The following is a 14,542-nucleotide window of genomic DNA, read 5'->3' on the forward strand; positions in this document are numbered from 1 at the left end:
TTATTTATCTTTTTTAGTTTCTAAGCTAACAGTGTTAACTGTTTTCAACGGTACATTAACGGTCTTTTTAAATTCCCATATAACTTGAACAATTCACACAACAAAACAAATCCCAGTGAAAATAGCAGGTAGATAAACAGATAAAAGTCTTCATAAAAAAACACCATCTTTAATCTGATCATGGAGGAATTGATCAGTTGGTTTGAATGCATTGAGAAAACTAGTCATCACAAATTGTGTTGCACCTTCCCCACTAGCAACTGGAATAAAGTTAGAAGCGGTAACAGCAATATTAGTAATGTTAAAAAGATCAATTAAGCTGTATTGATCAATAACGTTATTAGTTGTGTTGACAGTTTTTGTGATCATAAAAACACCAAACAAACTAAAGTAGGAAACAATTGCTACAACCATGTTAGCTAGTAATTTAAAGATTGTTAACCCTCACCTTCGCATCTCAATTCCATACAACTTATTAAATTCAGCTTTTTCTATAAAACGTTGGTAGATCTGCTCTTTAGTTAAATAAGGACGTTTAAGTCACTTTCGAAACTGGTTTACAAGTGAATAGATCAAAACATGCATCTTTTTATTGAAAGCAATAACAATAAATAAGATAGCAACAACAACATCAAAGATCATCCCAGTAAGACTTAGTCAGTAAGAGACAAAGCTATTATGGTTATTTGCTAACAATTGATAGTTTTTAGAAAGAACAAAAAAAGAAGGTCAAGTTATTAACGCTTGCGATAGATTTCAAAATGCTCCTGTAGAAGTGACAATTAAAACTGCAGTTTGTTTTTTCATCCCCTTTTTAATGAATCAATACAAGCGAAATGGATCTTGTCCTAGTGATAAGGGGGTTACAATTTGAAAAAACTGTACTACAAAACCAAATAATAACCACTCTCACCAACTAGCATAAAAACAAAATCTCCTTGATACCCACCAATTAATGATTACATTCCACAAAACTGAAACTAAAAACCCTAAGATAACAACAAATATCCAACCCCAATTCTGATAGTTAATTGCAGTGATAATAGTTTTCACATCATCAACACTAACACCTAAAAAAAAGATAGTAACAATAACACTAATAACGATTAGAAAAACCAAAAAAAAGCTAAAAGCAACGATGTTTTTAGTGTTAAAAAAGGTATTGGTGGTTAACTTTGCCATTACTTAAGCAAGTTTAAGCCTGATTGAATTCTTTTATCACCAATCCTAAATTGGGGTTTTTCAATTGCACTTAAAGCAAGTTGTTGGGTGCCTGTATCACTAGCTTGAAATAAAACTAAAGCTGCTACTATATCACTTTCAATATTGGTAGAACTTGTTAAACTAAGTGAATCAATGTCACTTTTAGTGAACTGAAGATAGTTGTAACTATCACCACCAAAGTTAAATTCACTAAATTTTTGGTTGGTTTGGGTACTTCTTTTTGAAATACTTGGACTATTTGATGAATTAAAATAACTGGAATATTGGTCTAAAACAGCTAATAACAACGCTTGTTTAGCTTTGAAATCTAAAGCAGAATTGTTAATTGCATCGACCTGAAAATAAGCTGAAAGTGTTTTGCCATTACTACTACTACTACTTGGAGTTAGTCTACTTAGCTGTCGGGCAATGTTATCTAAAACTAATTGGTCTTTTGTTTCACTAATAAATTTTTTAAGATCATCCTTTGAACCATATTGTTTTAAGGAATTGGCAGCGATATGGTTTAAAAGTGCCTGGTTAGTATTGTTTTCTAACATGGAACTGTTAGTTGTATTCAAACCAGTAAAACCATAAGTACCATTATTACTTGTTGATACTGCTTGTCTGGTGCTTAACATCGTAGTAGCAGGTGTAGTGTTAGGACTTGTTTTGGTTTTAAAAAAGAAATTATTAGGATCAATAGTTTGGTTGGCATTAGCTGTTGTAGCATGTTCATCATTTTCATAGTTAAAAACAGAGCCAAATATTCCCTGAGGATTATTGGTGTTGTTACTGATAATATTCTTATCATAAGCAATATAGGCAATTTCACCATACTTTAAGTTAGCTTGTAAAATATCTTTAAAGTTTTTTAGGTTGTTTTCAATTAACCATTGCAAAGTAAAAATGAAGCGATAATGGTCAATAACTGCTTTAAAGTTAACATTAAAACCTGATTCATCAACACTCTCTAAAAAAGCTTTTTTAAACAATTCATCAATATTGCCATTATTAGGATTACCATACATGGCTTTATTGGTTAATTTGCTTCATGTCATGTAATAGTAATTGCTAATTACTTTAGCTAAACTATCTGCATCACTACTTGATGAAGTTGATGAAGATCCATTTTTAGATTTAATCTCTTCAAATAACTTTTTAGCTTTTTCAAACTGTTGATTGCTAGTAAAAGCATTTTTTAACAATGCAAAGGAAAGAGGGTTTACAGTTGTTACATCTAACAACGCATTTAAACTCCAATTGGCACTGTTAGTAAGTGATTGATCATTGTTAATATCAACTAGAATAATGTTGCTAAAGTTAGGTTTTGATTTTTCTGTAACTTTCAATTGGTTAACAAATTCTGTTACTTTGTTATTTATGTCGCTCAGAATTTCATCTCTTATCTTATCAACATCAGCTTTTGTAGTTTTTAACTTATTGTTGTTTTCACTAATATTTATTTTTTCACTACCTACTTTTTTCCAAAGTGTTTTAGTAATTAAAAACAAGAAATAGTTATTGAGTTTTTCATAATGACCAGACTTGCGAACATATGGCAAATGGGAAGATAAGCCATTTAACCAAGGGGTTGGATTAATTTGGTTAACATTGGTATTAAGTTCAGTTGTTCTACTTGTTAGTTTGTTATCTAATGCATCCATTTGTAAAAACAAATCTCTGATTACATTTGTTGCTAATGCAACTGGTGCAAATTTTTGCATTAGTTCTTTGTAATCATTGAATGCTTTTTGCATCGCATCACTACCTTTATCTTTTTTTTGAAAATCAGTATTTATTAGTGCGTTTACTAATATTAATTCCTGATTTTTTTCAAACCAAGTTTTCAGTGTTTCATTTAATGGAAAACTAAAGGAATATAAACTGTTTTTAAAGGTGTTTGTTTTGGCTTGAAAAGCTCTTCACATTAAAAACTGCTTTTGCTTTTCAATGTCTCTTTCAGTTTTGCTACTACTATTTTTTGTCAGATAATAACTACCTCCATCAATTCCAATTACAGCAACTCCCTCTCCGTTTCTAACTAGTCTTAGCTTCAATTGGTTATTAGAGTTATGGCTTGTATTTTGAACAGTAGCATTTGCACAGTTTGCACTAACAGTGCTAGCACCATTATTTGTTTTGTTATTAGGAATAGCTGCATCCCAAACAAGATAACTGCTTGTTGTTGATGAACTAGCTTTAGTTGAAACCATCATATCACTTGTAGTTGTTTGGTGGATTTGCTTTGCTAGTTTTCCTAAATTGGAACTATCATTAGAACTTATAAAAGCATCTTTAATAAGACTCTTTAAATTGTTTTGTGAACTGTCTGTTGTATTGTGTTCACAGAACAATGTATTACTCTTAGTATGGTTTTCAATTTTAGTTGATTCAACAACAATGGTATTGTTAAGTTCTTTATTAAGCTCTTTAATTGTGGGAAGTTGATCTTTATCTTGATTTAAAAGATCTAGTTTTAAATTTAAACTAGCACCTAAATTAGCTGCTTCTAGTTGATCAACAATGTTTAGACTATCTACTATTTGCTTGGTTTGAGTGTTATCAGAAAGAGTTGTTGGAAAATCAATCAGGTTGCCTTGATTTTGATCTAAGATGTATTTTTCTAAACCTGTTTTTGCTGTATTTAATCCGTCTTTTCCCTCAATTAACTGCTCTCAGCGTTTGTTGCCAACATTCTGGTTCTGAGGAATTTCCCCATCTTTAGGAAAGAAAGGAAACGCATAAGAAGGGGTTAATTTATCTTTTAGTTTTTCAGTGTTGTAAACTTGACCCAAACCTTGTTGTGGTGCTGCATATTTAAAAGTAGCTTGACTGATTAAAGTAGGATCGGTATATTCAACCCAGAGATTAAAGATTTGTGCTTGTAACTTTGCAAACAATGCATCATTAGTTTCACTAAAACGTGGTTCTTGAAAACCAAAGTCCTTTCATTTTTCAGGTTGGGATAGTTCATCATAGATATAAGGACCAGTTGAGAGTTGTCCATTAGGTTTATAAACTAAGAAATCCTTAGCGAATAATTTAGCGGTAAAATCACTAATAAGTTGATTGAAAAGTTGTTGGGATTTTCAACTAGCCTCACTGCCACCACTTTTATCTAATAGATCTTGTTGAATAAATACTGCTCTGTTTCTGGGTGGTGATATTAACCCATTAACAGTATTTTTATATTGATCATCAACATTCTTTTTAGTGTCTTTTAAAAACTTGTTTATGGCTTTGTCTTCATTGTTTTCATACCAAGCCTCAAGTGCTTTTAAAAGTGGTCCTATAACAAAATGTTTGTTTGCTGAAGGAGTTTTTAAAGCAGTAATAAGTCCTTCTTTTAAACTACCCTTTTGACCATGAAAAAAATTAGTTGAGGTTGGTGAAAAAACTGTTTGCAAAGCACTGTTTGTTGGAGTTGAACAAGCTACAAGTATTGTGCTTACTGACAAACCACAAAGTAAAAACCACCAGAACTTTGATTTTTTTAAAAGTTTTTTCATGATCTTGGTTTTTTCTTATTAATTAAAAGGTTTTGAATCTGTTGTTTTTGGTATTTTTTGTAGTTAGGTTTAACCTTTTTATATTTAGCTTTGATAGCTTTAATTTTCTTAATTTGTAAAGTTGAAAGCGGTTTTTTGGTAGTTTTTTGGTTATTTTCAGTCAAAAACTTCAAATCACCATTACTAGTTAAACTAACGTTTTGAAATTTAATTCCTTTTGCTATTAGTTTATTTAATTTACTTTGATTTTGGTCATTTCAAAAAAGATATGATCTGCCCCAACTGTTAAGTCGTGCTACACGACCAGAACGGTGGATGTAAAAACTATCAATTTTAGGTAGATCTCAAGAAATCACCACACTGAAATAATTTAAATCTATCCCACGTGAAAATAGATCAGAAACAACTAGTAATTTCAATTTATTATTAGTTGCTTTTGTGAAATTATTTTTACGTTCTTGATAGGTTAAACTACCATAAATTGAACCAAAACTAATATTGTTATTTGAAAGCAATTGTGTTAATTGTTTTAAAGATTTTTGATTAGAACAGAAAACAATAATTTGCTGATTTTGGTGGTGTTTTAATAAGGCTAATAAACCAGAAAAACGGTTTTCAGTATTGAGATGAACAACAAAATGCTTAACTAAGGGGTGAATCCATTGCTTTGGATGGAGATTAATAACTTTAGTATTAATTACTTGTTTTTTAATTATTTGGAGTTGTTGATTGAATAAAGTAGCACTAAAAAAGGCAAACAAGGGCTTTGCTTTTTGAAAAAGATGAACACATTCAAGTCACTGCTGGATTGAACTTTGCTCTAAAAACATGTCAATTTCATCAAAAACAACGTATCTAACTTTGCTAGTAAAAAGGTATTTTTCGTTTAGTAAACTAACAATTAGTTGTGCTTTTGAACTAAATGAAGTGGCAAAAGTAAAGGTTTTAAAGTACTTTTTGATTTCAGTTAAGATGTTGATAATTTGTCATTGTAACTCTTTGGTTGGTACAAAAATAACTGCTTGAGGTTGATCTAAACTGGTGTTAATCTTATCTAATAGAGGTAAAAGATAAGCAAAGGTTTTGCCACTACCAGTTTCAGCAATACCAATGATATTTTGGAATGGTCATAATTTAAAAACTGCTTGCTGAATTTTGGTAAATTCAACAATGCGTTTCTTATCTAAAAACTGCCTAATAGAAGAGGAAAATTGCATCTTAAACTAGAATTTACGCACTCACTGTGAACTGATTGCTGAAAACAATCTGTTATCACCAACTCTAACTAAGCCATTTTTGGCATTTGCTATCAATGCATTAATAGCTTGGGTTTGATTATTAGGATTAAGCGCTTCAAGCGCAACTGTACTTAAAAATTCTTCAAGTGAAAGATCAAGTCTTTTTGAATTATTTGAATCTGTACTATTCAAACTATCACTACCAAGCATACTTACATCTTCAAGGTTAATCTGTTTTGCATAAACTGCATGATAGATCTGGTTATCTTGTAAAAAGTTATAACTGCTATAATTACTGGTTTTATTTGTACCTATATACCCTTCAAACCTACTAAACACATCATTAAAGTTACTATTATTAGTTTTACTTTGAGCTTGTTTTAATTGAACAGTTTGAGTATTGTTAAAGTTTGAATTAGCAAAATTCTTCAAATTAGTTTTTTGTTCTTGTAAGGATTTTGATCTATCAACACCAGTAACGTTAATATTAAGGTTACTTGTTAAATGGTTATAAAGTGCATCAAACTCAGCTTGGGTTGGGATGTTATCAATTGTTTCTATAAGTTTTGTTAGAGAACCAAAACTAAATAAAGCACCTTTGTAAATTGTTTCATTACTACCACTTGATTGAGTAGATTGTAATTGTGCTTGACCACCATTAGAACTTGATTTTTCAGATTGGGAAACAAAACTTGTAAAGAGGCGATTTCTAACTGCATCTGGTAAGTTGTTGGATGAAGTGTTGGTAACAATACCATGGAAACCAAACCTTCTTTGCTGGTTATTGGTTTGCTGTGCACTTTTTTGCATTAAAGTTAATGATGTACTGCTACTACCATTGTTCTTTGTATAGTAAAGACTTGAAATATCATTTGCAGCACTGTTAACTGTTGGGGTTTTGTTGTTGGTTCAATTATAAGCACTCGAACCAAATACATAGTTAGGATTTTGTTGTTCTTGCTTGGTAAAGTCTTGATTAGTTTGAGAAGCAACGTTGTTAGCCATTTTTACTAATACAGATTTAGAAGAACTTACACTCATTGCTTGACTAGCAGTATTATTTCTGTCTTTATCACTAGCTAAACTTCAAACCAAGAAACTATTTGTTGTTCTTGATAGTTTAGCTTGCAAGTTCTGTTTTAGGTTTTTAAGGTTATCTTTTAATAGCCATTGAACTGTATAAAGATAAGAATAGTAATTGATTAAGTCATTGCTATCCAAGCGTTCTTCTAAGTTTAAGCTGTTGTATAAACTATCTAAAACCCCATTAATTTTGGGTTTATTATCAGTTGAACTTTCATTAACACCATTACCAAAAATAGAAGGATTAGCTTGTTTTTGAAAAAGATCAAATAGGTAGGTATATTTAAAGATATTTCAGTTTTCATTATTGAGACTGTTTCAGTTTTTAAAAGTTAATTTATCTAAATCAATCGCTTGTTTAAACTGATCATCATTGACAAAATAATCTCGTCTAATGGTATTTTGTAACTCATCACTTGATAAAACAGCATTTAAAGCTAAATTAAGTGCTAGAGAAGTGTTTCTAGGATCAGATGAAAGTTTGGTATCAACAAGGATAATTTGTGAATATTGCGGTGAGGGAATTACCGAAACTTTTAGTTCATCAACATGCTTTTTAACTGCTGCTTCAACTTTCTTTTTATTCTCTTTTAACTTGTCAATTATCTTTTTTGAAAAAGGATCACTACTACTACTATTACTATTACTATTACTATTACTTGTATTTGAACTAACTTTATCAATGATGTCTTTATAGTAAATACCAAGTTCATTGTAGTGTCCTGTTTTACTATCTTGTTCATAAGGTAAAACAGCAGCTAAACCGTTCATCCATATTTGTTTATTTCGCTCATTATCAATGAAAGGTTGGTTACGTTCTGCTAGTTTTAAAGCAACTTTGTTTTCTGCAGTAGCAACTTCATTAAAAACAATTTGTTGATATTGACTTTCAACTAAATCCTTCAACTCGTTTTTAACAGTGATAATGCTATCACTAAACTTTTTAAACTGAGGGAAACTTAAAAAGTTACTTTCTTTGCTGTCTACTAATTTAAAAAGGGCATTAAATAAAAATAAAACTCTGTTCTTATCAAAGTGTTTTTTCACTTCATCAAACAACTTAAAGTCATAAGTAGTGTTTGTATCAATTAAGCCATATTTGGTTTGTAGTGCACGGAATAATAAGAATTGTTTTTGTTTATTTACATCACGTCCTGATTCAGAGAGATAATAACCACCACCATCAACACCCATTAGATGGATACCATCTTTACCACGTGCTAAGATTAAATCAGGTTGACTATTGTTATCTTTTTTAAGTTCTTTTAGATCAACGATTGCAGAATTATTACTACTATCACTGTTACTTGTACTAGTAGCATTACTGAACTTTTTTTGATATTCACCTTTAAAAACATCTGTTGATTTAGTAGTTTCATTTTCTTTAAAGATCTTAGCTAGATCTGTTTTATGAACAGTAGTTGTTTGTGAACTACTACTTGCACTTTTCATTGCAGCCTTAGCTGAATTATTTTCAACAAAGAAATTTTCAATGATTGATTTATCTTTTTCTAATTTAGTGTATTCAGTTTGTTCTGCACCTTTGGATTTTTTTTGTAAAGCTAAATAGCCCTGGATAAAAGCTGCTGAAAAGCTAGGATCAAAGGTATCAAACATATCACTAGCTTTTAACAACAATTTACCACCACTATCACTAGAAAACTTATTAGGGATGTCAATGGTTTTATTGTTAGTATTTACATAGCTTTGTAAATTACTAGCTAGGATATGAAAACCATTTGCTCCTTTTATGGAGTTATCTTGTTGGTTATATTTGTTAAATACTTGAAATTGATAGGAAGGGGTTGGAGATTTAATTAGATCAGGATTAAAATAGTTATCAAACCCATCATTAGGAGTTTCATTAGTAAATACTACTCTTGAAACTAAGTTAGGGTTTTCATTAGTAACGAACTGATCTAATAATTTATCTTGAATGGCAGCATAAACTGCATCATTATTGATCCTAAGTCTTTTATTTTTATCAACAAACTTAGCTTGTATTTTGATATTATTCCAATTACTTTGGTTTTCAATTAAACCTTTTAATGGAGTTGATAATACGCCAACACTTTTATCAACATATTCAACAAAGTTCTTTGTAAAAAGCTTATTGATAAAATCATCAACAATTTTGTTGTTAACATCACGGAGCTTTCAGTTGGCTTGATTTCCACCAGTGTTATCTAAAATATCAGTTTGTAACCTAACTAAATAATCACCCCGATACTGATTTCTTAAGTTTTGTTCTTGATTAACAAAACTATTGTCTGTATCAGTATTAAAAGTTCTTAAATTTCTCTTAATGTCATCATCAACATTTTCTTCATAAAAATTGCGCAATACTGGCGCTAGGCGCATCGTTAAATATTGCGTTAGTCCTTCTCTATTTTCAAGTGCTTTATAAAGTGTGGCATTAATACTACCATCATTTTTATCAGTAAAAGCACTACTGGGTCTAAAGAGATTTTCAATGGTTCTGGAGTTTGGTTGTGCACAGGCAACAGCAACAATTCCCAAACTTACAGCTATGCTTGAAAGCAGCAATGGTCATTTTACTCGGTGTAAAAAACGTTTCATTGCACAGTCAAAAATTTCAATAATTTTAAAATTTATATTTTTATTATTACCACATGCGACTTGAAATAGAAAACGGGCTTGAATTTGTCAATGATCCTGTGGTAAATGAACTTGGCAAGATCTGTTTTTTTCATCCTTTTACAGGTAATTTAACAAACAAACTTAGTTTCAGAAGTCATTTCAATAGATACAGTTTTTATGCCATTAACTACCCAGGGCATGGTAATAGTGTTATTAACAATCCAAAGCAACTTGAATTTAGTTACTGATTGGAAATTACAAAACAGTTTTTTGATAAACATAACTTAAAGGATGTAATCTTATTTGGTCATTCTATTGGCGGTGGTTTAGCAGTTGCTTTAACTAACTATTTAAGCAGTGATCAATATAAAGCAGTCTTGTTAGAAGCACCATTAAATCCTGCTATTGTTGAAACTCCTTTAAATATTGTTCAAAATCTCATTCCTGATCCTGATAGTGATTTTGCTGTTATTCAAAAGTGTCTTGTTTACAATATTGAGAAAAAACTTGGGGCAAACTTTAAAGAATATTGTGAAAGAGAAAAGCAAAAATCAATTCACCAAAACCAACGCCTTAAAGTGATGTTAGAACCTTCTACACTCAAACAAAACATAGTTTTAATCAATGCAGCTTTTTTAAAGTTAAATTGTCCTGCTTTGTGAATCCATGGTAAGCAGGATGGAATTATTAAGTACCTTCCATCCAAGGCTTATTATGAATCATTAAACAATAAGCAAATTCAATTTAAAGCCATAGAAGCAGCGGCTCATACCCCTTACTTTGAACAACCACAAAAGTTTTTAAGTTTAGTTAATGATTTCTTTCAATTAATAAGTTAAAGCAGTTTATTTAACTAAACGCTTGTATCACTCAACAACGTAAGATTCATTTATTCCAGCAGGTAGTTCGCTACGCTCTGGGAATCTTATATAAGTACCTTCAAATGCCTTTTTGTTGGTTTCCACAAATGATGAGATAACACTGTTTTCAATAAAATTTTTAACTAATGGGGATTTAGTTATTCTTGCTTTTAAACGGACTTTATCCCCGGGATTAATGATGATTGAAGGGGTGTCAACAGTTTGATCATTTAAAATCACATGACCGTGGTTTACCATTTGTCTTGCACTCTTTCTTGTTGGTGCAAAACCCATTCTGTAAACTATGTTATCCAAACGTGATTCTAAAACTCTAAATAAATTAACTGTTAAGTTACCTTTTTGTTTTAAAACAAAGCGAAATAACCTACGAAATTGTTTATCAGTAATACCATACATGTATTGCATCCTTTGTTTTTCTTGGAGTTGTTGGGCATAACCTGATAAAGTTGAGGAACGAAACCTATTTCCATGTTGACCGGGAATAGATTTACGTTTTTTTCCTTTGGAAAACTCTTTGTTGTTTTCAAGTAAAGAAAAACCTAAACGTCTTGATCGTTTGAAAATACTACCAGTATATTTCATGTGTTTTCGATTTTAAATTATCTTAATAATCAAGGCTAAAATCACCACTGCTTTCAAATAAGTCTTCATCTAATAATGAACTGAAATTGGAAGTACGATCAGGAACTAGTGTTTCTATATCCAAATCATTAACACTAAAAGCACTCATTGAATCCATTACTTTGGCATCAATGTCAACAAAATCATTGTTAAAACCTTCAAATTCAAAATCGATGTTACGATCCATGTTTTCATAGATAAAATCATCTAACTGTTCATTGGAGATGTTATCAAAAGTGTTGGAAAAATCTATTAAATCATCCATTAACTGATTAGGTTCTACTAACCCATTATCTGTTACACTATCAAAATTGCTTAAAAGTAAAGGATCTTTTTCTTTCTTTGCAAAGCGGAGCGTATTATCAAGCTTATTAATGTTGTTCATAATAGTTTCACAACAAGAGTTATAAACAGTTTTAAGTTGTTTTAAACTACCTTGAATGCTTTCTATCTTCTTTTCATTTTCAGTGATAGCACGTTGAACATGACGCATAATTTCTCCAGATTTTTGCAGTTGTTCATAACTATTACTTGGTTTGTAAGCAATAGCAAAATCACTAGCTAATGATCTGATCATTTCTTCTTTTTGAAGTGTTGTTAGATTCTTAGCGTTATTAAATTGAACGTTAAGGTTCTCATTTTGATCAATTAAACGGGAAAGTTCACTTTGTAATTCCTTTTTAATTATTAAGTAACGTTCACTAATTTGGTTCTTATAGTTGGTAACAAAATCATTGAGATGGATAAATGATTGTTTAACAGACATCTGATAATCATTCATTTGAAAGATTGCATCAAAGTTAATTGTAGGGTTTAATTCACCACGTTTCAATTCACTAATAATCTTGTAAAGATCTGATTTTTTATTGAAATTATCAAGTTCACTTTTATCTTCAACCGATTGCTTATTTTGAGTAATTGAGTGTTCTTCAACAGGTTCTTTTGCTTTGACAAAAACTTCAATTTTAGGTTGTTGGTCTTCGCTATTAACAGTATTGATAGTTAGTTGATCATCTTTTTTATCGAGTCTTACTGATTCACTAGTAACAATTGATTGATTATTTAAGCTATTAATTTGTTGCAATTGGACAGATAATGTTTTTGCAAGTGTTTTGGAATCTTCAGTTATGGAATTAATGGTAATTTGTTCTTGCTGACTTTCTTTATTATCTAAAGCTAAAGTTTCAACTGGTTTATATTCAATACGGTTGGATACAAAACTAATAGGTAAAGTTGTAGGGATTTGGGGTGAACTTTTTTTGGTAGTGATAGTTATCTTATTATCAGACTGAATATCAAATTTCTGTAAATTATTAGTGTAGTTACTAGTTTCAACTACATCTTGTTTATTGAAACTACTTTCTAAAACTGGCTCCTTAGTTATTTCAGGTTTGAATTGATCGTTAACTTCGCTATTTACTTGATCAAACTGCTCAACTGTTGGTTGAGTTTCAAATGAAGAAGAAAAAGTTGTTTGGTCTTGTTGATCTGTATCAATTGGTAATTGGTAACTATCAACTACTTGGGCTTGTTTACTTTCAAAATCAGTAGTTACTTCTTTTTCAGCAGTTGGTTGTATTTCCTCATTATTATCAAGATTAGCTTGAACTTGATCAAATCCAACTTGATAATTATTTTGTTCTTCAGCAACTGGTTTGAGCTCTTCATGGTGATCAAAGTTGTACTGAACATGATCATCTAAAGAAGGTTGGTCAAGGGTTGGTTGAGGTAAATCACTGTCAAAGCTGTAGCTATCAGTTGTTGATTCAGGTTGTTTTGCAAAATGATCATCTGAAGAAGGCTGGTCAACAACTGATTCAGGTTGTTTTACTTCTGGTGGTAGGTCGTTATCAAAACCATAGTTTTCATCAGTTGGTTGTTTTGCAAAATAATCATCTGAAGAAGGCTGGTCAAGAGTTGGTTTTAGCTCTTCATTTTGATAAATGTCGTATTGAACTTGATCAACTGGTTCAGATTGACTTTCAAAGTGTGCATCAGGTGCAGTTTCACTATTAAACTTAACAGGTTCAGACTCTAACGAATTATTGCTGTTTGATTGAGATAAATCACTCCCAAATTTATAGTCATGAATTGGTTCAGATTTACTTTCATAATGCACATCATCAGATGCAGTTTCACTATTACTATTAAGTTGAATGAATTCAGAATTTAATGAATCATTGTTAGTTGCATCTTTGTTGTTTTCAGAGTAAAGATTAGATTCAGAATTTAAGTCACTAGTTTCAACTACATCTTGTTTATTGAAACTACTTTCTAAAACTGGCTCCTTAGTTATTTCAGGTTTGAATTGATCGTTAACTTCGCTATTTACTTGATCAAACTGCTCAACTGTTGGTTGAGTTTCAAATGAAGAAGAAAAAGTTGTTTGGTCTTGTTGATCTGTATCAATTGGTAATTGGTAACTATCAACTACTTGGGCTTGTTTACTTTCAAAATCAGTAGTTACTTTTTTTTCAGCAGTTGGTTGTATTTCCTCATTATTATCAAGATTAGCTTGAACTTGATCAAATCCAACTTGATAATTATTTTGTTCTTCAGCAACTGGTTTGAGCTCTTCATGGTGATCAAAGTTGTACTGAACATGATCATCTAAAGAAGGTTGGTCAAGGGTTGGTTGAGGTAAATCACTGTCAAAGCTGTAGCTATCAGTTGTTGATTCAGGTTGTTTTGCAAAATGATCATCTGAAGAAGGTTGGTCAACAACTGATTCAGGTTGTTTTACTTCTGGTGGTAGGTCGTTATCAAAACCATAGTTTTCATCAGTTGGTTGTTTTGCAAAATAATCATCTGAAGAAGGCTGGTCAACAACTGATTCAGGTTGTTTTACTTCTGGTGGTAGGTCGTTATCAAAACCATAGTTATCTTCAACTGATTCAGGTTGTTTTACTTCTGGTGGTAAATCGTTATCAAAACCATAGTTATCTTCAACTGATTCAGGTTGTTTTACTTCTGGTGGTAAATCACTGTCAAAACCATAGTTTTCATCAGTTGGTTGAGATTCTTTAGTGGAGATCCACTGGTCATTTTCAAAGTAACCAGATCAAACCCACTCACCATTTTCATCATAAGAACCATAGTCAGGGTTACCAACATACTTTAAATAATCATTCTCTTCTTGCTTTTCATCAAAAACAAACGGATTCCCATTTTCATCAAAGAGTTGGGAGATATCATATTCAGTATCTCCATAAGGATCATAGTAAACCCCTGTTTCTTTGTTAAAAGCTATATAATAGCCATTACCATCAGCATCATATGCTACCTTAATATTAGGGTCTTCTTCAACAGTGGATTTACCATCATAAAGATCACCAAAAATGTTTTCAGGTTCGGTTTGGGTATAGTTTTTTTCTTCAAAAACCGATTGCTTGTTTTTAGCCAT

At 31.1% G+C, this 14,542-nt stretch carries 7 protein-coding genes; 1 reads left to right on the plus strand and 6 read right to left on the minus strand.

Going from position 1 to position 14,542, the window contains the following annotated elements:
* The 4 genes from MG_RS01835 to MG_RS01850 are packed head-to-tail and all read right to left on the minus strand — an operon-like array spanning position 1 to position 9,616.
* On the minus strand, positions 1-1,182 hold the full coding sequence (locus MG_RS01835) for a lysylphosphatidylglycerol synthase transmembrane domain-containing protein (protein ID WP_010869420.1): 1,182 nt from the start codon (positions 1,180-1,182) through the stop codon (positions 1-3).
* A complete protein-coding gene (locus MG_RS01840) occupies positions 1,182-4,715 on the minus strand; it encodes a DUF3713 domain-containing protein (RefSeq protein ID WP_010869421.1) in 3,534 nt (1,177 codons plus the stop codon). Before MG_RS01840 ends, MG_RS01835 begins: the two co-directional genes overlap by 1 nt.
* A complete protein-coding gene (locus MG_RS01845) occupies positions 4,700-5,932 on the minus strand; it encodes a DEAD/DEAH box helicase (RefSeq protein WP_010869422.1) in 1,233 nt (410 codons plus the stop codon). Before MG_RS01845 ends, MG_RS01840 begins: the two co-directional genes overlap by 16 nt.
* Positions 5,933-5,938: 6 nt before the next feature.
* On the minus strand, positions 5,939-9,616 hold the full coding sequence (locus MG_RS01850) for a DUF3713 domain-containing protein (protein ID WP_010869423.1): 3,678 nt from the start codon (positions 9,614-9,616) through the stop codon (positions 5,939-5,941).
* A gap of 53 nt (positions 9,617-9,669) precedes the next feature.
* On the opposite strand from MG_RS01850, the gene MG_RS01855 reads away from it, so the two are divergent.
* On the plus strand, positions 9,670-10,476 hold the full coding sequence (locus tag MG_RS01855; RefSeq protein ID WP_009885888.1) for an alpha/beta fold hydrolase: 807 nt from the start codon (positions 9,670-9,672) through the stop codon (positions 10,474-10,476).
* Between the two features lie 6 nt (positions 10,477-10,482).
* Here the strand turns inward: MG_RS01855 and rpsD are convergent, their stop codons facing one another.
* Together rpsD and hmw1 are read right to left on the minus strand one after the other, a co-directional pair.
* Positions 10,483-11,100 carry a 30S ribosomal protein S4 gene (gene rpsD / locus MG_RS01860; protein WP_009885889.1) on the minus strand — a complete coding sequence of 206 codons (618 nt, stop codon included), beginning with the start codon at positions 11,098-11,100 and terminating at the stop codon, positions 10,483-10,485.
* 22 nt (positions 11,101-11,122) lie between these two features.
* A complete protein-coding gene (gene hmw1, locus MG_RS01865) occupies positions 11,123-14,542 on the minus strand; it encodes a terminal organelle protein HMW1 (RefSeq protein ID WP_010869424.1) in 3,420 nt (1,139 codons plus the stop codon).

The organism is Mycoplasmoides genitalium G37 (assembly GCF_000027325.1).
Taxonomy (GTDB): Bacteria; Bacillota_I; Bacilli_A; order Mycoplasmatales; family Mycoplasmoidaceae; genus Mycoplasmoides; species Mycoplasmoides genitalium.